The organism is Streptomyces sp. YS415 (assembly GCF_023544665.1).
Lineage (GTDB): Bacteria > Actinomycetota > Actinomycetes > Streptomycetales > Streptomycetaceae > Streptomyces.
Window position 1 is genome coordinate 135,396 of record NZ_JAMJFL010000010.1, and the last position, 26,285, is coordinate 161,680.

At 71.9% G+C, this 26,285-nt stretch carries 27 protein-coding genes and 1 pseudogene; 11 read left to right on the plus strand and 17 right to left on the minus strand.

Features of this window, described 5'->3' with window-relative positions; translation table 11 throughout:
• The first annotated feature begins 14 nt into the window (after positions 1-14).
• The gene (locus M8H82_RS15320) at positions 15-1,220 is read left to right on the plus strand and encodes a sensor histidine kinase (RefSeq protein ID WP_250074152.1); all 1,206 of its coding nucleotides are present in this window, start codon (positions 15-17) and stop codon (positions 1,218-1,220) included.
• 4 nt (positions 1,221-1,224) lie between these two features.
• Here M8H82_RS15320 and M8H82_RS15325 read toward each other — a convergent pair whose 3' ends face one another.
• From M8H82_RS15325 to M8H82_RS15345, 5 genes are all read right to left on the minus strand, one after another.
• Entirely contained in the window at positions 1,225-1,395 is a 171-nt protein-coding gene (locus tag M8H82_RS15325; protein ID WP_250074154.1) for a hypothetical protein, read from the minus strand.
• Positions 1,396-1,517: 122 nt separating this feature from the next.
• Positions 1,518-2,468, minus strand: a complete 951-nt coding sequence (locus tag M8H82_RS15330; protein WP_250074155.1) for a cytochrome c oxidase assembly protein — start codon at positions 2,466-2,468, stop codon at positions 1,518-1,520.
• Between the two features lie 105 nt (positions 2,469-2,573).
• Positions 2,574-3,599: a 6-phosphofructokinase gene (locus M8H82_RS15335; RefSeq protein ID WP_250074157.1), complete on the minus strand. Its 1,026-nt coding sequence runs from the start codon at positions 3,597-3,599 to the stop codon at positions 2,574-2,576.
• Positions 3,600-3,811: 212 nt separating this feature from the next.
• On the minus strand, positions 3,812-4,540 hold the full coding sequence (locus M8H82_RS15340) for a type 1 glutamine amidotransferase (RefSeq protein WP_250074160.1): 729 nt from the start codon (positions 4,538-4,540) through the stop codon (positions 3,812-3,814).
• Positions 4,541-4,564: 24 nt separating this feature from the next.
• Complete coding sequence (locus M8H82_RS15345) at positions 4,565-5,803, minus strand: MurT ligase domain-containing protein (protein ID WP_250074162.1); 1,239 nt, start codon at positions 5,801-5,803, stop codon at positions 4,565-4,567.
• An 83-nt stretch (positions 5,804-5,886) separates the two neighbouring features.
• Here M8H82_RS15345 and def point away from each other — a divergent pair, with 83 nt between their 5' ends.
• On the plus strand, positions 5,887-6,426 hold the full coding sequence (gene def, locus M8H82_RS15350) for a peptide deformylase (protein ID WP_250074164.1): 540 nt from the start codon (positions 5,887-5,889) through the stop codon (positions 6,424-6,426).
• A 1-nt stretch (position 6,427) separates the two neighbouring features.
• Here def and M8H82_RS15355 read toward each other — a convergent pair whose 3' ends face one another.
• Positions 6,428-7,072 (minus strand): TetR family transcriptional regulator, encoded by a 645-nt coding sequence (locus M8H82_RS15355; protein ID WP_250074167.1) that lies wholly within the window; start codon positions 7,070-7,072, stop codon positions 6,428-6,430.
• Between the two features lie 171 nt (positions 7,073-7,243).
• Between M8H82_RS15355 and M8H82_RS15360 the strand changes: the two genes are divergently transcribed.
• Positions 7,244-8,470, plus strand: a complete 1,227-nt coding sequence (locus tag M8H82_RS15360) for an acyl-CoA dehydrogenase family protein (RefSeq protein ID WP_250074169.1) — start codon at positions 7,244-7,246, stop codon at positions 8,468-8,470.
• Here M8H82_RS15360 and M8H82_RS15365 read toward each other — a convergent pair.
• From M8H82_RS15365 to M8H82_RS15400, 8 genes are all read right to left on the minus strand, one after another.
• Positions 8,467-8,988, minus strand: coding sequence for a cupin domain-containing protein (locus M8H82_RS15365; RefSeq protein WP_250074171.1), 522 nt, complete (start codon positions 8,986-8,988; stop codon positions 8,467-8,469). The two genes, M8H82_RS15360 and M8H82_RS15365, sit on opposite strands and share 4 nt — an antisense overlap.
• Before the next feature lie 7 nt (positions 8,989-8,995).
• Positions 8,996-10,210 (minus strand): cytochrome P450, encoded by a 1,215-nt coding sequence (locus M8H82_RS15370; RefSeq protein ID WP_250074173.1) that lies wholly within the window; start codon positions 10,208-10,210, stop codon positions 8,996-8,998.
• The gene (locus M8H82_RS15375; protein ID WP_284048941.1) at positions 10,207-11,292 is read right to left on the minus strand and encodes a type III polyketide synthase; all 1,086 of its coding nucleotides are present in this window, start codon (positions 11,290-11,292) and stop codon (positions 10,207-10,209) included. The genes M8H82_RS15370 and M8H82_RS15375 overlap by 4 nt, the downstream gene beginning before the upstream one ends.
• 135 nt (positions 11,293-11,427) lie before the next feature.
• A complete protein-coding gene (locus M8H82_RS15380) occupies positions 11,428-11,661 on the minus strand; it encodes a DUF6213 family protein (protein ID WP_250074178.1) in 234 nt (77 codons plus the stop codon).
• A gap of 25 nt (positions 11,662-11,686) precedes the next feature.
• Positions 11,687-13,081, minus strand: coding sequence for an NADP-dependent succinic semialdehyde dehydrogenase (locus M8H82_RS15385; RefSeq protein WP_250074181.1), 1,395 nt, complete (start codon positions 13,079-13,081; stop codon positions 11,687-11,689).
• 70 nt (positions 13,082-13,151) lie between these two features.
• Positions 13,152-13,613, minus strand: coding sequence for an NUDIX domain-containing protein (locus tag M8H82_RS15390; RefSeq protein WP_250074183.1), 462 nt, complete (start codon positions 13,611-13,613; stop codon positions 13,152-13,154).
• A complete protein-coding gene (locus tag M8H82_RS15395; protein WP_250074185.1) occupies positions 13,610-15,148 on the minus strand; it encodes an ATP-dependent DNA ligase in 1,539 nt (512 codons plus the stop codon). The genes M8H82_RS15390 and M8H82_RS15395 overlap by 4 nt, the downstream gene beginning before the upstream one ends.
• Positions 15,149-15,221: 73 nt before the next feature.
• Positions 15,222-16,163 carry an NAD(P)/FAD-dependent oxidoreductase gene (locus tag M8H82_RS15400; RefSeq protein ID WP_374211662.1) on the minus strand — a complete coding sequence of 314 codons (942 nt, stop codon included), beginning with the start codon at positions 16,161-16,163 and terminating at the stop codon, positions 15,222-15,224.
• 64 nt (positions 16,164-16,227) lie between these two features.
• Here M8H82_RS15400 and M8H82_RS15405 point away from each other — a divergent pair, with 64 nt between their 5' ends.
• The 6 genes from M8H82_RS15405 to M8H82_RS15430 all read left to right on the plus strand — a co-directional run bounded on the left by M8H82_RS15405 (position 16,228) and on the right by M8H82_RS15430 (position 21,449).
• Positions 16,228-16,800, plus strand: a complete 573-nt coding sequence (locus M8H82_RS15405) for a helix-turn-helix domain-containing protein (RefSeq protein ID WP_250074187.1) — start codon at positions 16,228-16,230, stop codon at positions 16,798-16,800.
• 86 nt (positions 16,801-16,886) lie between these two features.
• The gene (locus M8H82_RS15410) at positions 16,887-17,852 is read left to right on the plus strand and encodes an NADPH:quinone oxidoreductase family protein (protein ID WP_250074189.1); all 966 of its coding nucleotides are present in this window, start codon (positions 16,887-16,889) and stop codon (positions 17,850-17,852) included.
• A complete protein-coding gene (locus tag M8H82_RS15415; RefSeq protein WP_250074191.1) occupies positions 17,849-19,021 on the plus strand; it encodes an acyl-CoA dehydrogenase family protein in 1,173 nt (390 codons plus the stop codon). Before M8H82_RS15410 ends, M8H82_RS15415 begins: the two co-directional genes overlap by 4 nt.
• Positions 19,018-20,100, plus strand: a complete 1,083-nt coding sequence (locus tag M8H82_RS15420) for an acyl-CoA dehydrogenase family protein (protein ID WP_250074192.1) — start codon at positions 19,018-19,020, stop codon at positions 20,098-20,100. Before M8H82_RS15415 ends, M8H82_RS15420 begins: the two co-directional genes overlap by 4 nt.
• 180 nt (positions 20,101-20,280) lie before the next feature.
• Positions 20,281-21,144 carry a phosphatidylinositol-specific phospholipase C/glycerophosphodiester phosphodiesterase family protein gene (locus tag M8H82_RS15425; protein WP_250074194.1) on the plus strand — a complete coding sequence of 288 codons (864 nt, stop codon included), beginning with the start codon at positions 20,281-20,283 and terminating at the stop codon, positions 21,142-21,144.
• A 110-nt stretch (positions 21,145-21,254) separates the two neighbouring features.
• Entirely contained in the window at positions 21,255-21,449 is a 195-nt protein-coding gene (locus M8H82_RS15430; RefSeq protein ID WP_250074196.1) for a hypothetical protein, read from the plus strand.
• Between the two features lie 30 nt (positions 21,450-21,479).
• Here the strand turns inward: M8H82_RS15430 and M8H82_RS15435 are convergent, their stop codons facing one another.
• The 3 genes and pseudogenes from M8H82_RS15435 to M8H82_RS15445 form a co-directional block, all read right to left on the minus strand.
• The gene (locus M8H82_RS15435; protein ID WP_250074198.1) at positions 21,480-22,715 is read right to left on the minus strand and encodes a phosphodiester glycosidase family protein; all 1,236 of its coding nucleotides are present in this window, start codon (positions 22,713-22,715) and stop codon (positions 21,480-21,482) included.
• A 75-nt stretch (positions 22,716-22,790) separates the two neighbouring features.
• Positions 22,791-23,150 carry a DUF779 domain-containing protein gene (locus M8H82_RS15440; protein ID WP_250074200.1) on the minus strand — a complete coding sequence of 120 codons (360 nt, stop codon included), beginning with the start codon at positions 23,148-23,150 and terminating at the stop codon, positions 22,791-22,793.
• Positions 23,151-23,240: 90 nt separating this feature from the next.
• A pseudogene (locus M8H82_RS15445) lies at positions 23,241-23,725 on the minus strand (NUDIX domain-containing protein); the annotation flags it as partial.
• A 115-nt stretch (positions 23,726-23,840) separates the two neighbouring features.
• Between M8H82_RS15445 and M8H82_RS15450 the strand changes: the two are divergent.
• Positions 23,841-24,314 (plus strand): MarR family transcriptional regulator, encoded by a 474-nt coding sequence (locus M8H82_RS15450; protein WP_250074202.1) that lies wholly within the window; start codon positions 23,841-23,843, stop codon positions 24,312-24,314.
• 105 nt (positions 24,315-24,419) lie between these two features.
• Positions 24,420-25,994 (plus strand): MFS transporter, encoded by a 1,575-nt coding sequence (locus tag M8H82_RS15455; protein ID WP_250074205.1) that lies wholly within the window; start codon positions 24,420-24,422, stop codon positions 25,992-25,994.
• Positions 25,995-26,285: the final 291 nt, after the last annotated feature.

Genomic DNA, 26,285 nt, shown 5'->3' on the forward strand with positions numbered 1-26,285 from the left:
TGAACGGTGTGAGCATGAGCGGATTCGTCGCCGGGCTGTGCGTGGCGATCCTGCCGTTGCTGGCGGCGGGATTCTGGCTGGGCCGGCGTACCGCGCGGCCCGAGAACCAGGGCGGGCTCGGTACGCCGGTCGAGCACGCCACCTTCGAGACCCTGCACACCGCCTCCCTCGCCGCGCCTCCGCTGCGGGCGGGACTGACCGAGGAGACCGCCCGCAAGTCGGCCCGCCGGCTGCGCTCCCTGCTCGGCACGGACGCCCTGTGCCTGACCGACCGCGAGGGGATGCTGGCCTGGGACGGCGTCGGCGCGCACCACCGCGCCGAGATCATGGAACGGCTCGCCGGACCGCTGGAGTCCGGCCGCGGCGAGGCGTTCCCGCTGACCTGCGACACCCCCGACTGTCCCCTGCGCTGGGCGGTCGTCGCCCCGCTCACCGTCGACGACCGCGTCCACGGCGCCCTGGTCGCCTGCGCGCCCCGCGAGTCCGCGGTCCTGGTCCGCGCGGCCGGGGAGGTCGCCCGCTGGGTCTCGGTCCAGCTGGAGCTGGCCGACCTCGACCAGTCCCGGACCCGGCTGATCGAGGCCGAGATCAAAGCGCTGCGGGCCCAGATCTCCCCGCACTTCATCTTCAACTCGCTCGCGGTGATCGCCAGCTTCGTCCGCACCGACCCCGAGCGCGCCCGCGAACTGCTCCTGGAGTTCGCCGACTTCACCCGCTACTCGTTCCGCAGGCACGGCGACTTCACCACCCTCGCCGACGAGCTCCACGCCATCGACCACTACCTGGCGCTGGTCCGGGCCCGCTTCGGCGACCGCCTCTCGGTGACCCTGCAGATCGCCCCCGAGGTCCTCCCGGTCGCGCTGCCCTTCCTCTGCCTGCAGCCGCTGGTCGAGAACGCCGTCAAGCACGGTCTGGAGGGCAGGACCGACAAGTGCCGGATCAGCATCACCGCACAGGACACGGGGGCGGAGGCCCTGGTCGTCATCGAGGACGACGGCGTGGGCATGGACCCCGCCCTGCTGCGCCGCATCCTCGCCGGCGAGGTCAGCCCGTCCGGCGGGATCGGCCTGTCCAACGTCGACGACCGGCTCCGCCAGGTCTACGGCGACGACTACGGCCTCGTCATCGAGACCGCCGTGGGAGCGGGGATGAAGGTCACCGCCCGGCTGCCCAAGTACCAGCCGGGCGTGCACTCCGCGGGCCGGCTGACCGGCGCCTGAGCCGTCACGAGGGGCGGGTGACCACCATGCCGAGGGTGATCATCCCGAGCACGATCCAGCCGAACCACAGCCAGCCGTTGCTGCCGAGCGCCACCGTGTAGGCGGTCACCGCGACGAGTCCGCCGACGGTGAGCACCCCCATCGTCCGCGTAGAGCCGTCCGTAGAACCGGGCATCGCAACACCCTCCTCATGGTTCGTCCCCCACCATGGTGCCCCGTTCTGCCGCCGGACGGTGCCCCGAAGGAAACATGTGCCCGATTTTCGGGGCTGCCACGCCCTGGATTCGAACGTGCGTCTCAGTTCCCGCGGGCGTTCAGGGAGGCCAGGTAGGCGTTGTACGCCTCCAGCTCCTTGTCGCCGTCCCGGTCGGCCGCGCGGTCCGTGCGCCGGGCCTGTCGCTGCTCGGAGCGGTACCACTGGAACAGCAGCGCGATCAGCACCAGGACGGACGGGACCTCGCTGAACGCCCAGGCGATGCCCCCGGCGGCGTTCTGGTCGGAGAGCGCGTCGATGCCGAGCGAGGCGGGCGGGTTCTCGAACGTGCCGACCATCGGCGACGACGCCATCATCAGCGCGATCCCGAAGAACGCGTGGAACGGCATCCCCGCGAACAGCTCCAGCATCCGCATCAGATACCCGGGCCGGTGCGGCCCCGGGTCCACGCCGATGATCGGCCAGAAGAACACCACGCCCACGGCGAGGAAGTGCACCATCATTCCGACGTGCCCGACCGTGGAGCCCATCAGGAAGTCGAAGAGCGGGGTGAAGTACAGCGCGTACAGGCTCGCGATGAACAGCGGAATGGTGAAGGCGGGGTGCGTGATGATCCGCATGTAGCGGCTGTGCAGCAGCGCCAGCAGCAGCTCGCGGGGCCCCTTGCGGCCCCGGGCCGCGACCGGCAGCGCGCGCAGGGCGAGGGTGACCGGGGCGCCGAGCAGGATCAGGATCGGCGACAGCATGCTGATCACCATGTGCTGCACCATGTGCACGCTGAACATGACCATGCCGTAGTCGTTGAGCGCGGTGCACATCACCAGCGCGATGGTCAGCACCCCGGCGACGTACGAGACCGTACGGGCCACCGGCCAGGCGTCCCCGCGCCGCCGCAGCCGCACGACCCCCCACGCGTACAGGGCGAGCCCGGCCAGACACGCGACGAGGAAGAAGGGATCCGGCGACCACTGGAGCCCCCGCCCCAGCGTGAACGGCGGCAGATCCACCATCATGCCGTGCCCGCTGTGATCCATCCGCCGGCTCCTGTTTCGTGGGGGTTGTGCAAGTCTGTCCGGCCCCCACAGTAGAACGGCCCCCGGTCACGCTCGTGACCGGGGGCCGTTCCGTTGCGGGCTGGACTACAGCACGCACTCCGCCTCGGTGTACCGGTCCTCCGGCACCGTCTTCAGCGTCTCGACGGCCTCGGCCAGGGACACCATCACGATGTCGGTGCCGCGCAGCGCGGTCATCTTCCCGAACTCGCCGCGGTGCACGGCCTCCACCGCGTGCCATCCGAACCGGGTCGCCAGGACCCGGTCGTAGGCGGTGGGCGTACCGCCGCGCTGCACATGCCCGAGGATCACCGGCCGGGCCTCCTTGCCGAGCCGGTGCTCCAGCTCGATGGAGAGCTGCCGCGCGATGCCCGCGAAGCGCTCGTGGCCGTAGACGTCCTTGCCGCCCTCGTCGAACTCCATGGAGCCCGGCGCCGGCTTGGCGCCCTCCGCGGCGACGACGATCGCGAACCGCTTGCCCGCCTCGAACCGCGCGCCGACCTTGCGGGTCAGCTCCTCGATGTCGAAGGGGCGCTCCGGGACGACGACGGCGTGCGCGCCGGCCGCCATGCCGGAGTGCAGGGCGATCCAGCCGGTGTGGCGGCCCATGACCTCCACGACCAGCACCCGCTGGTGCGACTCGGCGGTCGTCTTGAGCCGGTCGAGCGCCTCGGTGGCGACACCGACCGCGGTGTCGAAGCCGAAGGTGACGTCCGTGACGGCGATGTCGTTGTCGATGGTCTTGGGCACGCCGACGATGGGCAGCCCGCCGTCCGACAGCAGCCGGGCGGCCTTCAGCGTGCCCTCACCGCCGATCGGGATGATCGCGTCGAGCCCGAGTTCCTGGACATGGCCCTTGGCCCGCTGCACGCCGTCCCGCAGGTGCGAGGGCTGCACCCGGGAGGACCCGAGGATGGTGCCGCCGCGGGCGAGGATGCCGCCCACCGCGTCCAGGTCGAGCTTGAGGTAGTCGCACTCCAGGAGGCCTTTCCAGCCGTCCCGGAAACCGATGACCTCGTCGCCGTGGTCGACGACGGCACGGTGCACGACGGACCGGATGACGGCGTTCAGGCCGGGGCAGTCGCCGCCGGACGTGAGGACACCAATGCGCATAGCCCGAAATACCTTCTCAACGTGGGCCGGGGACCGGACCACGCTGTCCGGCTGGATCCCGGCCACCCTACCGGCGTGAGGGGGTGGCACCGTACCGGGCGTCCGCCTGCTGGACGCGTCCGCACATGTGAGCGGAGATGCCGTCAGGCGGGCCCGGGGAGCACGGTGGCAGGGCGTGCTGGAAGGCCGCTTCAGTACCTCTGGAGCACCGGCTAGGCCGGCTGCTGGGCGGCCGCGATGCGCTCGGTGCGCAGCGCCTCGTACCAGCGGTCGTCGGTCGGCGGCAGGGCGTTGACGTCCAGCGCCAGCTTCAGCAGCAGATCGGCGATGAGCGGGTTCCGGGCCAGCACCGGGCCGTGCATGTACGTACCGAAGACGGTGTCGTTGTACGCGCCCTCGGTGCCGTCCCCCGTGCCGTTGCCGTTGCCGAGGCGGACCTGGGCGAGCGGGCGGGCGGTGGGGCCGAGGTGGGTGACGCCCTGGTGGTTCTCGAAGCCGGTCAGCGGGGGCAGGCCGAGGCGCGGGTCGATGTCGGCGAGCACGTCACCGACGCACCGCTGGCCCTCGCCGCGCACCGACACCACGTCCAGCAGACCGAGACCGGGCTCGCGCTGCCCGAGGTCGTTGATGAACTCGTGGCCGAGGATCTGGTAGCCGGCGCAGACCGAGAAGACGATCGCGCCGTTGCCCACGGCCCGGTGCAGACCGCCGTCCCGGCGCAGCCGCTCCGCCGCGAGCCGCTGCGGCCGGTCCTCGCCGCCGCCGATCAGGTAGATGTCCCCGGAGGTCGGGATCGGCTGGTCGCTGCGCACGTCGAGGCGGGCCACGTCCAGGCCGCGCTGCCGCGCCCGGCGCTCCACGACGAGGACGTTGCCCTGGTCGCCGTAGGTGCTCAGCAGGTCCGGATAGATCCAGACGACCCGCAGTTGGTTGTCGCTCATGAGGTCACTGTCCTTACGGATACGTCAGTTGCCGACGCGGCGGCGCAGGTCCTGGAACGCGGTGTAGTTGGCGATGACCTCGATCCGTCCCGGCGGGCACTGCTGCACGGCCTGGTCGAGGTTCTCGCAGACCTGGAAGTGCTGGTTGGCCACTTCCAGACGCACCGCGAGGTCGAGCTTGCGGTCCCCGATGACGCAGATCGGGTGCCCGGTCAGACGCGTGTAGTCGACGTCCCACAGCCAGGAGGTGTCGGTGCCGTCGGCGCCGCGCGCGTTCACCGAGAGGATCACCGGGGTGGGCGGCGGGTCGATCAGGGAGAACGTCTCCAGCCAGCCGGCCGGGTTCTTCGCCAGCAGCAGGCGCAGGTCGCGGCCCTGGAACTGGACGACGTCGTAGCGTCCGGCGACCGCCTGCACCTGGTACATGCGCTCCAGGGCCACCTGCGGCGGCACCCCGAACACGGCGGCGACGGCGGCCGAGGAGGCGGCGTTGGCCTTGTTGGCGCGGCCCGGCAGCTGGAGGTGGATGGGCCAGGCGGAGCCGTGCGGGTCGAGGACGTGGTCCCCGGACAGCGCCCAGCTCGGCGTCGGCCGGCGGAATCCGCACTCGCCGCAGAACCAGTCGTCGCCCGGCCGCTGCATCACACCGCCGCAGGACGGGCAGGACCAGGCGTCGTCCTTCCACATCTGCCCGGCGGCGACCCAGATCACATTGGGGGAGGAGGACGCGGCCCACACCACCAGCGGGTCGTCGGCGTTGGCGACGATCACGGCCTTCGACCCCGCGAGCCCCTCACGCCAGTTCTCGGCGAGCATCCGGGTCTCGGCGGCGCGGTCGAGCTGGTCGCGGGAGAGGTTCAGCAGGGCGATGCACTTCGGGTCGGTGTCCCGGGCGACGCCCGCGAGGTACTTCTCGTCGACCTCGATGACGCCGTAGCGGGCCTCCGAGCCACCGGCCAGCGCGGAGGTGATACCGGCGGGCATGTTGGCGCCGAGCGCGTTGGAGACCACCGGGCCCGCGGCGCCGAGAGCCTCCGCGATCAGCCGGGTGGTCGTGGTCTTGCCATTGGTCGCCGACACCAGGACCACGTCCAGGTTCTGCGCGAGCCGTGCGAGAAGGTCGGGGTCGAGCTTGAGCGCCACCCGGCCACCGATCACCGAACCGCTGCCGCGCCCCGCTGCGCGCGATGCCGCCGCGACCGCCTTGCCCGCGGTCACGGCGATCTTGGCCCGCGGAGTGAGCGGGTCCGAGTTGCCTGCCATCAGTCCTCGATCCTCCCAACGTCGTAGGTGGTCAGCCTATCGAGATCCATTCGCGCTCCCGAATCGGCCGTAGTCTTGCGCCCATGCGACACGGCTCGATTCCGGGCGCCCACGGGCGGGTCCGGCCTCTCACTCTGCTCGGCGACCCGGTCCTGCATACCCCCGCCGAGGAGGTCACGGACTTCGGCCCCGAACTGGCGAGGCTCGTCGAGGACATGTTCGCCACGATGTACGCGGCGCAGGGCGTCGGCCTCGCGGCGAACCAAGTCGGCGTGCCGCTGCGGGTGTTCGTCTACGACTGCCCCGACGACGAGGACGTACGGCATCTGGGCCATGTGGTGAATCCGCGTCTGGTCGAGGCCGACGGTGTGGTGGTGCGGGGCCCGGAGGGGTGCCTGTCCCTGCCGGGCCTGGAAGCGGGGACGGAACGGTACGACCATGCGGTGGTCGAGGGGTTCACGGTGGCGGGGGAGCCGGTGACGGTGCATGGGACGGGTTTCTTCGCGAGGTGTCTGCAGCACGAGTGCGACCACGTGGCGGGGACGGTGTATGCGGACCGCGTCACGGGGTGGCGGCACCGGCGGCTGATGCGGCAGGCGGCGCGAGCCTCCTGGAGCGGCTGACTCAGAAACCCGGGCCACCCACCTTGTCGCCGGCCGCCGCGAGACGGCCCCACAGCAGATCCGCCAGGCTCCGCACCAACTCGGCCCGGGAACACGGGCGTTCCCCCAGCCACCAGTCGCCCGCGGCATGCATCATCCCGACGATCCCGTGGCCCCACACCCGGGCCAGCTGCTGGCTGCCCGGTCCGAGGTCCAGCCGCTCCTCGATGACCTGCGCCAGCTCCTCACCCATCCGCCGCAGCAGCGGGGCCGAGTGCTTGCCGACGTCGAACCCCTGGTCCGCGGTCTGCCCGCCCTCGGCGGGGTGCATCAGGAACCGGTACACCTGGGGCCGTGCCTCGATGGCGGCCAAGTAGGTGTCCAGGGTGGCCTCCACCCGCTCGCGTCGCTCCGCGGGGGCGTCCAGCGCGGCCCGCAGCGAGTCCAGCAGCGCGTCCGTGTGCCGCTTGGCCAAGGCCGCGTACAGCCCGCCCTTGTCGCCGAAGTGCCGGTAGAGGATCGGCTTGGTGATGCCCGCCTCGGCGGCGATCGCGTTCATCGAGGCCTGCGGGCCGTCGCGCAGCACCACCCGGTCGGCGGCCTCCAGCAGCTCGCGCCGACGGCGGTCCGCGGACCGCTGCTGCTCGGTCCGCTGTGTGGTGTCCATGTGCTCTCCCCACCCGTGCTTTTTCGGTGACGCCTGCGCAAACTAACACTCAACACGTTCTCGACTTCGAACGGGCTACCGACCGGTCATCAGGAGTTGACTTTTCCTACCCGTCGGTAACAGACTGCGGTTACCGCAAGTAACATGCAGTGCGCTGCCGCTGGAGGGGACATGGCCGAGTTCACCATGGAGCTCAACGACGAACAGAAGGAGGTCCGGGACTGGCTGCACGGTTTCGCCGCCGATGTCATCCGCCCCGCGGCCGCCGAATGGGACGAGCGTGAGGAGACTCCCTGGCCGGTCATCCAGGAGGCCGCCAAGGTCGGAATCTACTCCCTCGACTTCTACGCCCAGCAGTACTTCGACGCCACGGGTCTCGGAATCCCGATGGCGATGGAGGAACTGTTCTGGGGCGACGCCGGCATCGCCCTGTCCATCGTCGGCACCGGCCTCGCCGCCGTGGGCGTCCTCGCCAACGGCACCGAGGAGCAGATCGGCACCTGGATCCCCCAGATGTACGGCGACGCCAACGATGTCAAGGTGGCGGCCTTCTGCTCCTCCGAGCCCGACGCCGGCTCCGACGTCGCCTCCATGCGCACGCGTGCCGTGTACGACGAGGCCAAGGACGAGTGGGTGCTCAACGGCACGAAGACCTGGGCGACCAACGGCGGCATCGCCAACGTCCACGTCGTCGTCGCGGTCGTCGACCCCGGGCTCGGCTCCAAGGGCCACGCCTCCTTCATCGTCCCGCCGAACACGCCGGGCCTGTCCCAGGGCCAGAAGTTCAAGAAGCACGGCATCCGCGCCTCGCACACCGCCGAGGTCGTCCTGGAGAACGTCCGCGTCCCCGGCTCCTGCCTGCTCGGCGGCAAGGAGAAGCTCGACGAGCGCCTGGCCCGTGCCCGGGAGCGGGCCCGCAGCGGCGGCGAGCGAGTGAAGAACGCGGCGATGGCGACCTTCGAGGCCTCGCGTCCGGCGGTCGGCGCCATGGCGGTGGGCACCGCACGCGCCGCCTACGAGGTGGCGCTGGACTACGCCACCACCCGTGAGCAGTTCGGCCGCCCGATCATCGACAACCAGGGCGTCGCCTTCCAGCTCGCCGACATGCGGACGTCGATCGACGCGGCACGGCTGCTGGTCTGGCGGGCGTCCTGGATGGCGGTCAACGGCAAGCCGTTCACCGCCGCCGAGGGCTCGATGTCGAAGCTGTTCGCCAGCGAGACGGCCAAGAAGGTCACCGGGCAGGCGATCCAGATCCTCGGCGGCAACGGCTACACCCGGGAGTACCCGGTGGAGCGGATGCACCGGGACGCGGCCATCTACACGATCTTCGAGGGCACGAGCGAGATCCAGCGCCTGGTGATCGCCCGGACGCTCTCGGGGATGCCCATCCGCTAGCGATGCCTGAGCGGCGTCAGCTGCTCGATGTCGTACCGCTTGCGCAGCTCCTCGATCGCCGCATGATCCGGCGGACCCCCGTTGCCCAGGATCTCCAGGAGTTCCTCGAAGTACCGCTCGTGGTCCGGCGGCGGGCTCGCCTGGAAGAACATCTTCGCGGGCTCGTCCGTCGGGTTGGCGAAGGCGTGCGGACAGCCGGGCGGTACGACGATCACCGTGCCCGGTGTCGCGCGTACCACCCGGTTGCCCGAAGGGGACTCCCAGCGCTGCCAGTTGTCGGGCGTCCGGATCCTCGGCTCGAAGGCGAGCACGTCCAGCTCGCCCTCGAGCACGTAGAACAACTCCTCGCTGCGGGTGTGCACATGCGCGCCCACATCGAAGCCGGGCGGCACGATCACTTCGAACGTGGACGCCATCCGGGAGTGCGAGCCGGTGACCTTGAAGGTCACGTGCTGGGCCGGGGTCTGCACGACCCGGCCCTGCCCCGGCGGCACCAGCAGTCCCTCCGTCGCCGTCATCGACCGCTCACCACGTCACCGGCAGCGCCTCGGGCCCGCGGATCAGCGCGCCCTTGCGGAACGGCACCTTCTCCGGCGGCACGGCCAGCTTCAGCCCCGGCAGCCGGTCCAGCAGCGCGTCCACCAGCAGCTGCGACTCCATCCGGGCCAGCATGCCGCCGGGGCAGTAGTGCGGACCGAAGCCGAAGGCCACATGCGGGTTCGGCGAGCGCGAGAAGTCGATCGTCTCGGGGAACGGGAAGACGTCCGGGTCCCGGTTGGCGGCCAGGTACGACACGTAGATCGCGTCCCCGGCCCGGATCCGTACGCCCTGGATGCCCACGTCCTCCGTCGCGATCCGCGACAGGCCCACCGCGCTGCGGTGCGGGATGTAGCGCAGCAGCTCGTCGATGGCCTGGGGCCGGATCTCCGGCTCCGTGCGCAGGCGTTCGGCGAGGTCGGGGCGGGTCAGCAGGATGTAGAACATCTGCCCGCTGTTGTTGGTGACCGCCTCGCCGCCGATCTGCAGGAGCACCGCGAGCCCCACGGCCTCCTCCAGCGTCACCTCCTCCCGGCCCACGGCGGCGCCGAGCAGGGAGGTGACGTCCTCGGCGGAACTGCCCTCCCGGAGCCCGATGAGATCGGCGAAGTAGGCGCCCATCTCGTTCTTCGCCTTCTCGCTGACGTCCGCGCCGTGCGCGGAGGACAGGATCAGCTGGGTCCAGGTGTGCATGGTGTGGCGGTCCGCGGCCGGCACGCCCATCAGCTCGCAGATCACCGCGATGGGGAACGGGGACAGGACCGTCGCGGTGAGGTCGGCCGGCGGCCCGGCCGCGAGGAGTTCACCGACCAGGTCGTCCAGCATCCGGCGGGACATGTCGCGGATGCGCTCCACACCCTTGGCCGTGAACGCGGCTGCCACCGAGCGGCGCAGCCGGGTGTGGTCGGGCGGGTCCAGGAAACCGACCGCCCCGCGGGCCGGGATGAAGTGCGGGGCGAGCCGGGTGACCGGCCGGTCCATGACGGCCTCGCGGCTGAACCGGGGGTCGTTGGTCACCATGCGTACGTCCTCGTACCGGGTGACCAGCCAGGCCCAGCCCTCGCCGTTGGGCAGCTGGATCCGGGTGATGGGGCCCTCCCGCATCAGCTCGGTCAGCACGGGGTCGAAGTCGACCCCGGTCAGATCGAGCGCCGGCCAGTGCCGGATCGGGGGGAGGATCTCGGTGAGCGTCTCTTCGGTCATACCGCCTCTTCGTCCGTGCGCCAGCGGCCGAGTGCCATCTCGGCGGTGATGCCGGGACCGAACCCGGCGAGCAGCCCGCGCGCCCGGTCCTGGGCCCCGCCCTCGTCGAACAGCCGGCGCAGCGCGTCCAGGACGACGGCGCTGGCGATGTTGCCGTACTCGGTGAGCGTGGCCCGGCTGAACCGGAAGGCGTGCGGGTCGACCTGGAGGAACTTGCTCAGGTCGTCGAGAATGCGGGGCCCGCCCGCGTGGACGATGTAGAAGTCCAGGTCGGCGGCGTCCCAGCCGTGCAGCCCCGCGAGGTCCTGGAGCGCCGGGGCGAGCGGCTCCATGGTGGCCGGCACCCGTTTGTCCAGCAGGAAGTGGAAGCCGGTGGCGCGGACGTCGTACATGATCCACTCTTCGGTCTTGGGGATCAGGTACGAGCCGTTGCGCTCCAGTTCGATGCCCTCGCCGCCCCGGCCGCGCACCACGGCCGCGGCGATCCCGTCGCCGAACAGGCCGTTGGAGAGCAGGGAGCCGACGCCGATGTCGGTGGGCTGGTAGCACAGCGAGCAGAACTCGCAGGCCACGATGAGCGCGTTGGCCTTGGGGTAGGCCATGCAGAAGTCGTGCGCCCGGTTGATCGCCGCGCCGCCGGCCGCGCAGCCCAGCTGGGCTATGGGTATCTGACGGGTGGTGGCGTCGAAGGACATCTCGTTGATCAGCCAGGCCGTGAGCGAGGGCATCATGAAGCCCGTGCACGAGACGTAGATGATCACGTCGATGTCGGTGGTGAGCAGTTCCGCGTCGTCGAGCGCCCGCTGGACGACGGAGGGGACCCGGGCCTTCGCCTCCGACACATAGATCTTGTTGCGCTCCTCGAAGCCGGGATGCTTCAGCGTCTCCTCGATGGGCTGCACGATGTGCCGGGTCTTCACACCCGTGTTCTCGATCAGCCGGAGAGCCAGCGGCAGTTGAGGGTGGTCGGCGTGGCGGGAGCGCGCCAGCTCCAGCGTCTCCTCCATCGTGATCACGTGCTCCGGAACGGACACCGAGGGTCTGCACAAAGTCGCCATGAACCGTGCCTGCTTTCGCCTCAGAGGGTGGTCCAGTCCACCTTCACCCGAGGACGCGGCGACTTCGCGTCGGGCTACGCCGAACGCGCGATGACCGTCCGTACCGAGGGGCGGCCGGCCACGACGAACCGGCACCCGGCGACAGACGAAGAAGAGCTCCTACGGCGCGCTGCCGCTGCTGTGCGCGATACAGGCGACATCGATACGGTCCGCGAGCTTGGCCAGCTCGATGGTCAGCGCGGCCACGGTGTCCTCGTCGAGATCCTCCCCGGCCTCGACGAGATGCAGCCACCGCCCACCCACGGTCCGCAACAACTTGCTCACATCGGCGGCAGCCACCTGCAAGGTCCCGCGGTCGTCGACGATCAGAGGCAGAGTCACTTCGCGGTTCACAAACGGGATGGTAGCCGCGCAGCGCTCACGCCCCGTGCCAAACCGTGGTGATGTTGCAGAACTCCCTGATTCCGTGCCCGGACAGCTCACGTCCGTACCCGGACCGCTTGGCCCCGCCGAACGGGAACGCCGGGTGGGAGGCCGTCATCCCGTTCACGTACACGCTGCCGGCGTCCAGGTCCCGCTCGAACCGGTCGGCCTCGGCCTCGTCGCGCGTCCACACGTTCGAACTCAGTCCGAACGGCGTGTCGTTGGCGATGAGCACGGCCTCGTCGAGGTCACCCGCGCGGTACAGCGTGGCGACGGGACCGAAGGCCTCCTCGCGGTGGATGCGCATCCCGCGGGTGATGCCGGCCAGCACGGTCGGCGGGTAGTACCAGCCGGGCAGCTCGGGCCGGCGCAGCCGGTGGCCGCCGCACAGCACCTGAGCCCCGCTCCGCCGCGCGTCGTCGACGAGTTCCTCCAGATCGGTCCGCCCCTGCTCGGTCGCGACCGGCCCGACCTCGGTGTCCTCCTCCATCGGGTCGCCGACCTTCAGCGCCTGCATGCCGGCCGTGAACCGCTCCGCGAAGGCGTCGTAGACATCGGTGTGCACGATGAACCGCTTGGCGGCGATGCACGACTGCCCGTTGTTCTGCACCCGCGCGGTGACCGCGACCTCGGCGGCCCGGTCGAGGTCGGCCGAGGGCATGACGATGTACGGGTCGCTGCCGCCGAGCTCGAGCACCGTCTTCTTCACCATGTCGCCGCAGACCGAGGCGACCGCCCGGCCCGCGGGCTCGCTCCCGGTGAGGGTGGCTGCCTTGACGCGCTCGTCGCGCAGGATCTCCTCGACGGCGCCGGAGCCGATCAGCAGCGTCTGGAAGGTGCCCTCCGGGAAGCCCGCACGGTGGAACAGGTCCTCCAGGTACAGCGCGGTCTGCGGCACGTTGGAGGCGTGCTTGAGCAGGCCGACGTTGCCCGCCATGAGCGCGGGCGCGGCGAAGCGCATCACCTGCCACAGCGGGAAGTTCCACGGCATCACCGCGAGCACCGGGCCGAGCGGGCGGTAGCGGACCCGGACCCGGGCGGCGCCGGAGTCCCGCACATCGGTGTCGTCGGGCACCTCGTCGGCGAGGAGCGCCTCGGCGCGTCCGGCGTACCAGCGCATCGCCTTGGCGCACTTGGCGGCCTCGGCTCGGGCCTGCTTGACGGGCTTGCCCATCTCGGTGGTCATCACCCGGGCGATGTCCCGCTGGTCCTCGTCCAGGAGGTCGGCGGCCCGGTTCAGCAGCCGCGCCCGCTCGTCGAACGTCGTCGTCCGGTACGTGCGGAACGTGGCCTCGGCGAGCTGCAGGCGGCGCTCGATCTCCTCCGCGCCCATGGCCTCGTACGTCTTGAGTGTCTCGCCGTTCGCCGGGTTCACCGTTGCGATGGGCATGACTGACCTCCCGGGGAGCTGATGTGCTTCGACCTTCCCGCGCGTCGCCGGTGGCCGCAACGCGGGCGGCTCAGCCCGAGTGCTCCGCCAGCCGGTCCAGAAACGCGCCCTGGGCCTTGACGATCACCTCCCGGGCGCGGTCCAGCCCGAACCAGGCCACCCGGTCCAGCTCAGGGAACTCCTCGGTCAGGCCCGACTTCGGGGGCCACTCCATCCGGAAGGTGCCCGGGGTGACGGTGTCCGGATCGAGGTCGGCCTCGATCGCCCACACGGTGACCAGCTTGCCGTTGGACTGGCGGGCCTCGCCGAGGGGCACGGCGTCGCCGTCGGGCGGCGGCAGGCCGAGTTCCTCCTGGAACTCGCGCCGGGCCGCGTCCCACGCGGTCTCCGACTCCGGTTCGTACTCGCCCTTCGGCACGCCCCACGCCCCTGCGTCGCGGTGCGCGAAGTAGGGGCCGCCCATGTGGCCGAGCAGCACCTCCACGCCCGCTTCTGTCCGGCGGAACAGCAGCAGGCCCGCGCTGTACTTCACGGCCTCACCTCGGGATGCGCGGCCAGCAGGGTTTCCACGGTGTCCGCCTCCTCGGGACGCTTGTCCTCCCGGTAGCGGATCACCCGGGCGAACCGGAGGGTGACACCGGCCGGGTAGCGGGTGGACCGCTGCAGGCCGTCGTAGGCGATCTCGACGACGAGTTCGGGGCGTACGGTGACGACGTAGCCGCTCTCCTCGACCGCCAGCTCCTGCAGGCGTTCCGTCTGCCAGGTGAGCATCGCGTCGGTCATGCCCTTGAAGGTCTTGCCGAGCATGGCGAAGGAGCCGTCGGCGGTGCGGGCGCCGAGGTGCAGGTTGGAGAGCTTGCCGGTGCGCCGGCCGTGGCCCCACTCGGCGGCCAGGACGACCAGGTCGAGGGTGTGCACCGGCTTGACCTTCAGCCAGGACGCGCCGCGCCGGCCCGCGCTGTAGGCGGCGTCCAGTCCCTTGACGACCACGCCCTCGTGGCCGCGCTCCAGGGTCTCGGCGAGGAAGTCCTCGGCCTGCCGCACGTCCTCGGGTCCGGAGACCAGGGTGCGCCGGACCCGCATCGGCTCGGGGACGAGCCGGGCCAGTTGCGCGTGGCGGTCGGCGAAGGGGAGGTCGAGCAGGTCGTGGCCGTCGACGGAGAGCGCGTCGAAGAAGACGGGGGAGACGGGGACCGCGCGTGCCGCCGTCGCCACGTCCACCCGGGAGCCGACCCGGCCCGCCGTCTCCTGGAAGGAGCGGGGCCGCCCCTGCTCGTCGAAGGCGATGACCTCGCCGTCCAGGATGAACCGCTCTCCCCGCAACTCCAGTGCCGCGGAGGTCACTTCGGGCAGCCGGTCGGTGATGTCGTCGAGGGTGCGGGTGTAGACCCGTACGGTGTCGCCGTCCCGGTGGAGCTGGACGCGGATGCCGTCCAGTTTCTCCTCCACCGCGCAGGTGCCGAGCTTCTCCACCGCCTCGGACACCGAGGAGGCGCTGTGCGCCAGCATCGGCAGGACCGGGCGGCCCACGGTGAGCCGGAAGCGCTCCAGCGCGGCGGGGCCGTCGGCGAGGAGGGCCTCGGCCACCGTCTGGAGCGAGCCGGCCAGCATCACCGCCCGCCGCACGTCCGCCGCGGGTGCCTGAACGGCCTGCGCCAGCCCTTCCACCGCGACCGCGTCCAGGGCGCCCTGGCGGACCTCGCCGGTCAGCAGACCGAGCAGGAACCGCTGTTCGTCCGCCGTGGCCGCGCCCATCAGCTCGCCCACCAGCCGGGCCCGTTCGGCCTGCGAACCGGCGCCCGACACCTTGCCGAGTTCGGTGAGCAGGGCGTCGACCCCGGCCACCGTGAGGGTGGGTTCGGCGGCGGGGGCGACCGGGCGGCCGAGCACCTTCCAGCCGACGCCGAGCCGCCCCTGCGGCAGCCGTCCCGCCAGGTACGGGATGACGATCGGCACGTCCGCGGCCTCGGCGTCCCGGAACAGCTCCGCCAGCAGGGCGACCTTCCGGGACCGGGCCGAGGTCGCGGCGACCTCCTGGGACACCTGGGCCAGCCGGGTCAGCAGCATGCAGCCCATGGTGCCCCGGCCCCGGCCGCTTCACACTCCGTACGGTGCCGCCCCGACGGGGCGCGACCCGCACTCAGGGCTGGGCATCCAGGTCGGTCATCAGCAGTTCTCCGTTGATGGTGGCCCCCGCCCGGTAGCCGCCGGCGGCGGCGTTCACGACCTGCTCGGCGAAGCCCATCGCGTTGCCGGCGGCCCACACGCCGGGCACGCTGGTCAGGCCCGTCGGGTCGACCACGGGGTAGGCGCCGAACGGGGTCTCCGTCAGCTCCGCGCCCAGCCGCTGGAGCAGGTCCGTTCGCGGGACGGCGCGGGGCGCCACGAACAGCACCTGGCGGTGGTGCACCGAGCCGTCGGCGAGGCGTACGCCGGTGAGCCGGTCGTCCTCGACCAGCACCTCGGCGACCGCGCCGGGCACCGTCTCGACCCCGGCGGCTGCCAGTCGGCGCAGGTCGTCGCCGGTCAGCTCGCTCTCGTCGACCTCGTGCAGGAAGAGCGTCACGTCCTTGGACCACTGGGAGACGATCAGGGCCTGGTGGACGCTCAGCGGGCTCGTCGCGAGCACTCCGAAGGCCTGGTCGCGCACCTCCCAGCCGTGGCAGTACGGGCAGTGCAGCGCGTCCCGTCCGAACCGCCCGGCGAGCCCCGGCACCTCCGGCAGCTCGTCCTTGAGTCCGGTGGCGATCACCAGCCGCCGGGCCCGGAGACTGCGTCCGCCGGCCAGGACGACGGTGAAGTCCTCGTCCTTGCTGACGTCGACCGCCCGGTCCCGGACGAGCTCCACCCCGTACCGGGCGATCTCCTCGCGCCCGATCCGCAGGAACTCGCCCGGCGCCATTCCGTCCCGGGACAGATAGCCCTGCATGTGGGCGGAGGGGGCGTTGCGCGGCTCGCCCGCGTCGACGACCAGGGTGCGGCGCCGGGAGCGGCCCAGGACCAGGGCTGCGGAGAGGCCGGCCGCTCCGCCGCCGATCACGATCACTTCGTAGGTCTCGGTCATGTCGTCTGTCTCGCTCATGCCGTCACGGTCGCTCCGGGACGCGGGATTGACAAACTTCTTTGCCGATTCTGCAATTGTCGTCATGACGACTGAGGACGTTCTCGCAGAGGTGGGCCCCCGGCTGCGGCGGATCCGCAAGGACCGCGAGGTGACCCTGGCGGCGCTGGCCGAGACGACCGGCATCTCCGTCAGCACCCTGTCGCGGCTGGAGTCCGGGCTGCGCAAGCCGAGCCTGGAGCTGCTGCTGCCGATCGCCCAGGCCCACCAGGTGCCGCTGGACGAGCTGATCGGGGCGCCGCCGGTGGGGGATCCGCGGGTACGGGCCGAGCCTCTGGTCCGCCATGGGCGCACCTTCTGGCCGCTCACCCGGCAGCCCGGCGGCCTCCAGGCCTTCAAGGTGCTGGTGCCGCGGCGCGAGGAGGAGCCGGAACCGCGCACCCATGAGGGCTACGAGTGGCTGTACGTGCTGTCCGGGCGGCTGCGGGTCGTGCTCGGCGAGCACGACGTGGTGCTCACGGCGGGTGAGGCCGCCGAGTTCGACACCCGGGTGCCGCACTGGTTCGGGTCGACGGGGGAGGGGCCCGCGGAATTCCTGAGCCTGTTCGGTCCGCAGGGGGAGCGGATGCACGTCCGCGCGAAGCCCCGGCAGGCGTGACCCGCGTGACTGTTCCCTGATCGGCAAGCGACCGCTTAGTATGCGAACCGACCCCGGTCAGACGACGCAGTCCGTGGAGGCTCCGCATGCAGGCATGGCAAGTGCACGAGAACGGCGAGCCGAGCGAGGTGATGCGGCTCGCGGACGTCGAGCGGCCCACCCCCGGTGACGGCCAGGTCCTGCTGAAGGTACGCGCCGCCAACATCAACTTCCCGGACGTACTGATGTGCCGGGGCCACTACCAGGTCCGGCCGCCGCTGCCGTTCACCCCGGGCGTGGAGATCTGCGGGGAGACCGAGGACGGCCGCCGCGTCATCGCCAACCCCGCCCTGCCGCACGGCGGCTTCGCCGAATACGCCGTGGCCGATGCCGCCGCGCTGCTGCCCGCCCCCGACTCGCTGGACGACGCCGAGGCGGCCGCCCTGCACATCGGTTACCAGACCGGCTGGTTCGGTCTGCACCGCAGGGCCCGGCTCGAAGCGGGGGAGACGCTGCTCGTCCACGCTGCCGCCGGAGGGGTCGGCAGCGCGGCCGTGCAGCTCGGCAAGGCCGCCGGCGCCACCGTCATCGGTGTCGTCGGCGGCCCCGAGAAGGCCGCGGCCGCCCGGGACCTGGGCTGTGACGTGGTGATCGACCGGCGCGCCGAGGATGTCGTGGGCGCGGTGAAGGAGGCCACCGGCGGCCGGGGCGCCGATGTGATCTACGACCCCGTCGGCGGCGACGCGTACACCCAGTCCACCAAGGTCGTCGCCTTCGAGGGCCGGATCGTCGTGGTCGGCTTCGCCAGCGGCACGATCCCCAGCCCGGGGCTCAACCACGCGCTGGTGAAGAACTACGCGATCCTCGGCCTGCACTGGGGCCTGTACAACACCAAGAACCCCAAGCTGGTCCAGCACTGCCACGAGCAGCTCACCGAGATGGCCGCGCGGGGCGCCATCAAGCCGCTGATCAGCGAGCGCGTACCGCTCGGCGAGGCCGCCGCCGCCGTGCAGCGGGTCGGCGACGGTGTCACCACCGGCCGCGTCGCCGTGCTGACGGGAGGAGCGGCATGACCGACGTCCGCCGTCTGACCCAGGAGTTCCTGGCCGCGCATCCGCCCGCCACCACCGAGCGCCTGGACTTCCTCAGGGCGCGCTTCGACGCGGGACTGGCCTGGGTGCACTTCCCGGAGGGCCTCGGCGGCCTCGGCGCCCCGCGCTCCCTCCAGGCCGTCGTGGACGCCGAACTGGAGGCCGCCGGCGCCCCCGACAACGACCCCCGGCGCATCGGCATCGGCCTCGGCATGGCCGCCCCGACGATCCTCGCCTACGGCACGGAGGAGCAGAAGCGGCAGTACCTGCGTCCGCTGTGGACGGGCGAGGAGGTCTGGTGCCAGCTCTTCAGCGAGCCCGGCGCCGGCTCCGACCTGGCCGCGCTCGGCACGCGCGCCGTCCGGGAGGGCGACGAGTGGGTCGTCAACGGGCAGAAGGTGTGGACCTCCAGCGCCCATGTGGCCCGCTGGGCCATCCTCATCGCCCGCACCGACCCGGACGTGCCCAAGCACGCGGGCATCACCTACTTCGTCTGCGACATGACCGACCCCGGCGTCGAGGTGCGGCCGCTGCGCCAGATCACCGGCGAGGCCGAGTTCAACGAGGTGTTCCTCACCGGCGTCCGCATCCCCGACTCCCGCCGCCTCGGCGCGGTCGGCGACGGCTGGCGGGTCGCGCAGACCACGCTGAACAACGAGCGCGTCGCCATCGGCGGCATGCGGCTGCCCCGTGAGGGCGGCATGATCGGCCCCCTCGCCAGGACCTGGCGCGAACGCCCCGAACTGCGCACCCACGACCTGCACCAGCGGCTGCTGAAGCTGTGGGTCGACGCCGAGGTCGCCCGGCTCACCGGCGAGCGCCTGCGCCAGCAGCTCGTCGCGGGCCAGCCCGGCCCCGAGGGCGCCGGCATGAAGCTCGGCTTCGCCCGCCTCAACCAGGAGATCAGCGGCCTCGAGGTCGAACTCCGCGGCGAGGAGGGCCTGCTGTACGACGACTGGACCATGCGTCGCCCCGACAAGGTGGACTTCACCGGCCGCGACGCCGGCTACCGCTACCTCCGCTCCAAGGGCAACAGCATCGAGGGCGGGACCAGCGAGGTCCTGCTGAACATCGTCGCCGAGCGCGTCCTCGGCCTGCCCGCCGAGCCGCGCACCGACAAGGACGTCGCATGGAAGGACCTGGCCCGATGAGCGCACAGCCCGATCTGCTGTACTCGGAGGAGGAAGAGGCGCTGCGCGCCGCCGTCCGGGACCTGCTCGCCGACCACTGCGACGCGCCCGGCGTCATCGCGCGCACCGAGTCCGACGCCCCGCACGACCTGGAGGCCTGGAAGGCGCTGGCCGACGGCATGGGCCTCGCGGGCCTGCTGGTGCCCGAGGAGCACGGCGGCCAGGGCGCCGGCCACCGCGAAGCCGCGGTCGTCCTGGAGGAACTGGGCCGGGCGGTCGCCCCCGTGCCCTACCTCACCAGCGCCGTCGTCGCCACCGAGGCGCTGCTGGCCTGCGACGCCTTCGACCTGCTGGCCGAACTCGCCTCCGGCCGCCGCATCGGCGCCCTCGCCGTCGCCCTGCACCTCGCCCCGGGCGCCGCCCACCAGGCCGTACGAGTCCAAGACGGCGCCCTGCACGGGGAGTTGACGGGCATCGCGGACGCGGCCGTCGCCCATGTGCTGCTCGTGCCCGCGGACGACGGCGGGCTGTACGCCGTGGACGCCGACGCTGTGACCGTCACTCCGCAGGTGTCCCTCGACCTGACCCGGCCGGTGGCGACGGTGAGGCTGGACGGCGCGCCGGGGCGTCGGCTGGGGGACGCCGAGCCGGCCGTACGGCGGGCCCTGCGCGCCGGTGCCGGTCTGCTCGCCTCCGAGCAACTGGGCCTCGCGGAATGGACGTTGACCGAGACGGTCCGGTACCTGAAGGAGCGCAAGCAGTTCAACCGGCCCGTCGGCGGCTTCCAGGCGCTCAAGCACCGGCTCGCCCAGCTGTGGCTGGAGGTCGTCAACCTGCGGGCCGCCGCCCGCAACGCCGCCGGCGCGCTGGCCTCCGGCACGGACGCCGATGTGGCGGTCGCCGTCGCCCAGGCCTACGCGGCGTCCGTCGCCGTCCATGCCGCCGAGGAGGCGCTGCAACTGCACGCCGGTATCGGGATGACCTGGGAGCACCCGGTCCACCTGTATCTGAAGCGGGCCAAGGCGGACTCGATCGCGTACGGCACGGCGGGCGCCCACCGGGCGGCCCTGGCCGAACTCGTCGACCTCCAGGCCCCCTGACGCAACGGGACGTTCACCGGGCAAAGCCCGCCCTGCCTGGGGCGGGCTTTTCCGTGCGCCCGCGCGCAAGGAGTGAACGGGTGGCGGCAGTCCGGCCAACTCCTGGCACGGACAGGTCCCTTGCGGCCCGGGCCGCTCCATACTCCCTGTGGTTCGGATCGGCCCACAGGGAGGCAGGACATGGCGCTCATCACTCGTCGCAGAGCCCTCACCACCGTCGGCGTCGCACTCGCGGGCGTCGCCGCCCAGCCCGTCGGCAGCGCGTTCGCGACCGAACGCAAGCACCGCCCGCGCCCGTTGTGGCGCGCCCACGCCCACAACGACTACGAGCACCCGCGTCCCCTCCTCGACGCCCTCGACCACCGCTTCGGCAGCCTGGAGGCCGACATCTTCCTGGTCGGCGACCAGCTCCTGGTCGCCCACGACCCCGAGGACCTGGACCCCGCGCGCACCCTGGAGTCCCTCTACCTGGACCCGCTCGCCGCACGCGTCAAGGCCAACCACGGCTCCGTGTACCGCGGTCACCGGGGGCCGCTCCAGTTGCTCATCGACCTCAAGACCGAGGGCTCCTCGACGTACCTCGAACTCGACCGGCACCTCAAGCGCTACAAGCACCTGTTCACCACCTACGCCCACGGCCGTGTCTTCCCCGGCCCCGTCACCGCCGTGATCTCCGGCCACCGCGCCGCCCGCGTCCCGATGGAGGCGCAGACCGTGCGCCGCGCCTTCTACGACGGCCGGCTCGCCGACCTCGGCAGCGCGGCCCCCGCCTCCTTCGTCCCGCTGATCAGCGACAACTGGACCAACCACTTCACCTGGCGGGGCGCCGGCGCCTTCCCCGACGCCGAGCGGCAGAAGCTGACGACGATCGTGCAGGCGGCGCACTCCCGCGGCCGGCGGGTGCGGTTCTGGGCCACCCCGGACCTCCCGGGCCCCGAGCGCGACGCGCTGTGGACCGAACTCGTCGCCGCCGACGTCGACCACCTCAACACCGACGACCTCGCGGGGCTGCGCGCCTTCCTGGAGGCGAACGACCGGGCGTGACACCACACGTTCGGCGGACAGGTCAGCCGCCCGGACGAACCCTCCGCTACGCCACACTTACGGCCGAACGCCGTGAACCGGACGTGACGGCGTGGCGGAGGAGGTTGACGATGGCGATTTCCATCTCTGTGGTGCTGCTGCTCCTGGTCCTTGCGGTGATCTTCCTGCGCAGCGGCGGGCTGAAGGTCTCGCACGCCCTGGTGTGCGTGCTGCTCGGCTTCTACATGGCCGGCACGAGCATCGCGCCCACCATTCAGAGCGGCCTCACGGCGACCGCCGGCATCGTCAGCGGTCTGCGGCCGTGAGGCCGGTGCCGCCCCGCGCGAGGGGGTGATTCACGGGGTGACGAACACGCCGATGCCGTTCGGGACGGGGCGTTCCGCGCCGCCCGAGGGGTGGTTGCGGACCGTGACCGCCGAGGCCCCCGGGTCCCGGGCGACCAGGGTCGAGGATCCGCCGCCGTCCAGGCTGAAGGCGTCGGCCGCACCCAACCCGCGCAGGGCGGCGGCGATTTCGGCGATGGTCAGTCCGCGGTACTCCGGTCCGCCGTCCAGCGAGAGCAGCAGCACCTGCCTGCCGCCTTCCTCGATGCCCACGGCGCTGCGCACCGCCGAGGTGGTGTCGTCCAGGCCCGGCAGCGGCTGTCCGCCGGCGAGTACCGGATACCCGCCGACCGCGAACCGGTACGGGATCCGCGACTCGTCCGCCACCAGCCGGTGCCGTACCGTCACCGGCTGGCCCGGGACGAACTTCCGCAGTTCCTGCGCCCCTGCCTCCCGGCCCACCAGCACGGTGGTCCCGGGCTCGATGGCGCCGCTGCCCGGGGTGTCGGCCGTCGACACCACCCGGCCGCCCCGGATCGTCACCTCGTGGGTGTCCCCGCTGCACGGCGCCGCCCGTTCGGTGTCGGTCCCGCAGGTCGCGCGCAGCCGGGAGACGGACCCCCACACGGACGTGAACGCCCCGACGGAATTGACCGGCAGCGCGTACTGGTTGAGCCCGCCGAGCCTCAGCTGTCCGGTCACCGTGCGGATCGAGCCGTGCAGCGTCATGCCGTCGAGACGGACCCGGCGGTCCACGCCCATGCCGACGACGTCCTCGGTGGAGGTGCCGGGCGGCAGCGCGGGTCCGAAGCGCTGGCCGTCCGGCACGGCCGCCTTGAGCGTACGGCCGCTCGCCACCGCCGGTCCCACGCTCGCGCCGGTCGCCTCCACGCCCGGGTGCTGGACCTCGGTGATGTTGAAGAAGTCGCCGTTGACCCCGGCGACGGCACCCCGGGTGTCGGCCAGCCGGGACACGGGCTCCCGCGCGGCCACCTTCCCCGGATGCAGCAGGTCCAGCGTGACGTGCGGGTCGGTCAGGTCCACGCGCAGCAGATGGGCGTGCGCGGTGCCGCGGGCGCCCTCGATGTCGAAGTGCTCGTACACGACACCCGGGGCGAGACGGGTGCCGTCGGGAACGGCGGCGGCCGGCCCGGCCCCCACCAGGGCGGTACCGGCCAGCGCGCCGAGTGCGGTGAGAAGGGTCAGTGCCGTTCTGCCTGCCGCTAACCGGTTCTGCCGTCGTCTCACGGATCCCCCTGAGGGCTCGTCAACTGTCCCGGGACTCAGGGGAAGTGCATCAGACGGAGACGGCCGCAGGGATGCCTATGCGCCGACGACGCGAGAACGGATGAGGAAACGCACTCCCTCGGGTGCCTCCAGCGAGAAGCCGCTGCCCCGGCCCTCGACCACGTCGACGATCAGCCGGGTGTGGCTCCACGCCTGGTACTGGCTGCGGGACATCCAGAAACCGACCGGCTCCTCGACGCCGTCCACGTACAGCTCCGCGAGCAGCACGTCCGAGTCGCCGATACGGAACTCGCCCTTCGGGTAGCACATGGGGGCACTGCCGTCGCAGCAGCCGCCGGACTGGTGGAACATCAGCGGGCCGTGCGCCGCGTGCAGCGTGCGCAGCAGTTCGGCGGCCGCGGGCGTGAGTTCGACGCGCGGGATCTCCTCGTACATGCCAACCATCCCCAGGGGAACCGGATCCGGACGGACCAGGGGAGCACGGGAGAGGTTGCGAGAGGGTTGCAGGCTGCCGGGCCCTGTCCGCTAGGCGATCTCGTACGGCGTGAAGTGGGCCGGGGTGTGGTCGATCGGCAGACCGGGACGCCAGGCGGTCAGCGCCTGGGCGCTGCACACGAACAGCTCCTGCGGCAGCCGGTCCAGGGCGTACCAGCGCCAGTCGCCGACCTTCTCGCCGGGCTGGTCGGCCGGCTCGCCCTGCCAGGCGGTGACCTCGGCGGCGACGGTGAGCCGCACCACTCCGTCGACCCGGTCCAGCAGGGTGCCGAGGAGGCGTACGTCCGCAGGTGTGGCCGTCAGGCCGGTCTCCTCGGCCAGCTCGCGCACGACCGTCTCCTGCAGCGACTCGCCGGGCTCCACCATGCCCCGGGCAGCTCCCGGGTGCCGTGCCGGTGGCGTCCCAGGAGCAGGCCCCGGGGGCCGTGCAGGATCGCGCCGACGCCCAGGGCCGTCTGGGGGGCGGGCGGGTGAGGAGTGCGGGGGCGGGAGGAGACGCGGTCGGGGGATGTCATCGGGCTCCGGGCTCTCGTGGGACGAAGGGTTCAGGGAGGCCTTTTGGGCAGGCTTCCGAGGTGATTTCCAGTAGGTCTTTTGACATACCTATGATGCCATATCTATAGTCGGAGGGTGACCCCCTCCAGCGCCCCCGGCCGGGACCTCGACCGCGTAGCCGCCGTGCTCGCGGAACGGGTGCCCGCGCTGCACCGTGCCCTGGACCGCCGGGTCTCCGCGGAGTATCCGCACCCCAAGCCGCCCGAGGGACAGCTCGCGCTGCTGCGGTTCGTCGCCCAGCGCGAGGGCGCCACCGTGCGCGAGGCGGCCGAGGCGCTGCTGATGAAGCCCAACAACGTCAGCACCCTCGTCTCCCAGCTGACCGAGCGCGGGCTCCTGGAGCGCCGACCGGACGGCACCGACAAGCGGGTCGCCCATCTCCACCTCACGGCCACGTCCCGGCAGCGTCTCGCCGAGGTCCGTGAGCTGGAGGCGACGTACCTCCGCCAGGCGCTGATGGCCCTCACCGAGGGCGAGAAGGACGCGCTGGGTTCCGCCCTCGGCGCCCTCAACTCACTGACGAACCGGCTCCACTCCGCCGTCCGCTGAGCGGCCGGCGCGCCCCGGGAGGGGCGTGACGCCGTCGGTTCACCCCCCTCCGTGGGCCTCCCTTCCCCTTTTCTCCCCACCCTGTTTCGAAGAGAAGGCTCATCCATGCCGTCCACATCCGTGGATCACTCCACCCTGCCCGCGTCCGGCAAGGCCGCGGCGGCCGCGGGCCGTCGCGCCAACCCCTGGCTGACGCTGTGCGCCGTCGCGTTCGGCCTGTTCATGGTGCAGCTCGACGGTTCCGTCGTCGCCATCGCCAACCCCGCGATCGGCGAGGCGTTCGGCGCCGACACCGCCCAGCTCCAGTGGGTGACCAACGCCTACCTGCTCGCCCTGGCCGCCACCCTCATCCTCGGCGGCAAGCTCGGCGACCGCTTCGGGCGGCGCACCTACTACCTCGTCGGCGTCGCCGGCTTCACCGTAGCCTCGGTCGCCATCGGGCTCTCCGGATCCATTACCGGCGTGATCGTCTTCCGGGCGCTCCAGGGCGTCTTCGGCGGACTGCTGATGCCCAACACCCTCGGCCTGCTGCGGGCGGTCTTCCCGCCGCGGAAGTTCGGCATGGCCGTCGGCATCTGGGCCATGGTCTCCGCCGTCTCGACCGCCCTCGGCCCGATCGTCGGCGGTCTCCTCGTGGAACACGTCACCTGGGAGTTCGTCTTCTACATCAACGCCCCCATCGGCGTCGCCGCCCTCCTGTTCAGCATGTTCGTGCTCCCGGAGAGCAAGAACTCCACCGGTCACCACCGCTTCGACATCCCTGGCGTCCTGCTGCTCGCGGCCGGACTCCTCTGTGTGGTCTTCGGCGTGGTCAAGGGCGAGAGCTGGGGCTGGACCTCGGCCGGCACCTGGGCGGCGGTCGGGGCGGGCGTGCTCCTGCTGGTGCTCTTCGGCTGGTACGAGACGCGGGTGGAGCATCCGCTGCTGCCCATGCGGCTGTTCCGGAACCGGTCCCTGACCGTCGGCGCGATCATCACCGCGCTCAACTTCTTCGTCCTGCTCGGCGTGATCTTCTTCGTGATGCTCTACCTCCAGAACGTCCGCGGATTCAGCCCCGTCGAGGCGGGGGTGCGCACCCTCCCGCTGAGCCTGGCCTCGCTGGTCGCCTCCCCGCTCGGGGCGGTGCTCACCCAACGGCTGGGCGCCCGCTTCACGATGCCGCTCGGCATGGTGCTCCAGGCCGCCGCCTGCTTCGGCATGCTCACCTGGCAGACCGACTCCTCCTACGCCACCATGTGGCCGCCGTTCGTGGCGCTCGGTCTCGGCGTCGGCATGGTGCTGTCGGCGTCCTCGGACGCCATCGTGGGCAACGCCCCCGTCCAGGACGGCGGGGTGGCGGGCGGCCTCCAGGCCACCACCCTCCAGATCGGCGGCGCCCTCGGCACCTCCGTGCTGGTCTCCCTGATCAGCGCCAAGGTGGGCGCCACGCTCACCGGCGAACTGACCGGGGCGGGCGTGCCGTCCGCCCTCGCCGGCCGGCTCCAGGAGGCCGAGGACGCGGTGGCGATGGGTATCTCGCCGGTCTCCGCCGACATGCCGGCGGGTGTGCGGGCGGCCGTCATCGAGGGCAGCGGGCAGGCCTTCCTCAACGGCGTCCACGCGGCCGTGGTCCTCACCGGTGCGCTGTGCCTGGTGGGCGCAGCCGTGGCAGCGGCGGGCCTGCGGCGCCCGGCGAAGTGAGGGAAGGGGCACGGTCCCTGAGCGGGGCGGTGTCCCTGCGCGGGGCCGGTTTCCGCGCCGGGCCGTGTCCCTGAGCCGGGACGGTCCCTGCGCCGGGTCGTGCCCCTGTGCCGGGACGGTCCCTGTGCCGGGCATGCCTCTACGCGCGGGCCGGTCCCCGCGCGGGGCCGTGCCCCTAGGCGGGGCAGTCCCCGCCGGGCCGTGTCCCTACGCGGGCTGTGTCCCTGAGGGGGGCCGGTTTCTGCGCCGGGCCGTGTCCCTGTGCCGGGCCGGTCCCTGTGCCGGGCGTGC

Excerpts from the sequence above, each read along its gene's own strand:
- M8H82_RS15320 (WP_250074152.1), top strand. The coding sequence starts at position 15 with ATGAGCGGATTCGTCGCCGGGCTGTGCGTGGCGATCCTGCCGTTGCTG.
- M8H82_RS15325 (WP_250074154.1), bottom strand. The coding sequence starts at position 1,395 with ATGCCCGGTTCTACGGACGGCTCTACGCGGACGATGGGGGTGCTCACC.
- M8H82_RS15330 (WP_250074155.1), bottom strand. The coding sequence starts at position 2,468 with ATGGATCACAGCGGGCACGGCATGATGGTGGATCTGCCGCCGTTCACG.
- M8H82_RS15335 (WP_250074157.1), bottom strand. The coding sequence starts at position 3,599 with ATGCGCATTGGTGTCCTCACGTCCGGCGGCGACTGCCCCGGCCTGAAC.
- M8H82_RS15340 (WP_250074160.1), bottom strand. The coding sequence starts at position 4,540 with ATGAGCGACAACCAACTGCGGGTCGTCTGGATCTATCCGGACCTGCTG.
- M8H82_RS15345 (WP_250074162.1), bottom strand. The coding sequence starts at position 5,803 with ATGGCAGGCAACTCGGACCCGCTCACTCCGCGGGCCAAGATCGCCGTG.
- def (WP_250074164.1), top strand. The coding sequence starts at position 5,887 with ATGCGACACGGCTCGATTCCGGGCGCCCACGGGCGGGTCCGGCCTCTC.
- M8H82_RS15355 (WP_250074167.1), bottom strand. The coding sequence starts at position 7,072 with ATGGACACCACACAGCGGACCGAGCAGCAGCGGTCCGCGGACCGCCGT.
- M8H82_RS15360 (WP_250074169.1), top strand. The coding sequence starts at position 7,244 with ATGGCCGAGTTCACCATGGAGCTCAACGACGAACAGAAGGAGGTCCGG.
- M8H82_RS15365 (WP_250074171.1), bottom strand. The coding sequence starts at position 8,988 with ATGACGGCGACGGAGGGACTGCTGGTGCCGCCGGGGCAGGGCCGGGTC.
- M8H82_RS15370 (WP_250074173.1), bottom strand. The coding sequence starts at position 10,210 with ATGACCGAAGAGACGCTCACCGAGATCCTCCCCCCGATCCGGCACTGG.
- M8H82_RS15385 (WP_250074181.1), bottom strand. The coding sequence starts at position 13,081 with ATGCCCATCGCAACGGTGAACCCGGCGAACGGCGAGACACTCAAGACG.
- M8H82_RS15395 (WP_250074185.1), bottom strand. The coding sequence starts at position 15,148 with ATGCTGCTGACCCGGCTGGCCCAGGTGTCCCAGGAGGTCGCCGCGACC.
- M8H82_RS15400 (WP_374211662.1), bottom strand. The coding sequence starts at position 16,163 with ATGAGCGAGACAGACGACATGACCGAGACCTACGAAGTGATCGTGATC.
- M8H82_RS15405 (WP_250074187.1), top strand. The coding sequence starts at position 16,228 with ATGACGACTGAGGACGTTCTCGCAGAGGTGGGCCCCCGGCTGCGGCGG.
- M8H82_RS15410 (WP_250074189.1), top strand. The coding sequence starts at position 16,887 with ATGCAGGCATGGCAAGTGCACGAGAACGGCGAGCCGAGCGAGGTGATG.
- M8H82_RS15415 (WP_250074191.1), top strand. The coding sequence starts at position 17,849 with ATGACCGACGTCCGCCGTCTGACCCAGGAGTTCCTGGCCGCGCATCCG.
- M8H82_RS15420 (WP_250074192.1), top strand. The coding sequence starts at position 19,018 with ATGAGCGCACAGCCCGATCTGCTGTACTCGGAGGAGGAAGAGGCGCTG.
- M8H82_RS15425 (WP_250074194.1), top strand. The coding sequence starts at position 20,281 with ATGGCGCTCATCACTCGTCGCAGAGCCCTCACCACCGTCGGCGTCGCA.
- M8H82_RS15430 (WP_250074196.1), top strand. The coding sequence starts at position 21,255 with ATGGCGATTTCCATCTCTGTGGTGCTGCTGCTCCTGGTCCTTGCGGTG.
- M8H82_RS15440 (WP_250074200.1), bottom strand. The coding sequence starts at position 23,150 with ATGTACGAGGAGATCCCGCGCGTCGAACTCACGCCCGCGGCCGCCGAA.
- M8H82_RS15455 (WP_250074205.1), top strand. The coding sequence starts at position 24,420 with ATGCCGTCCACATCCGTGGATCACTCCACCCTGCCCGCGTCCGGCAAG.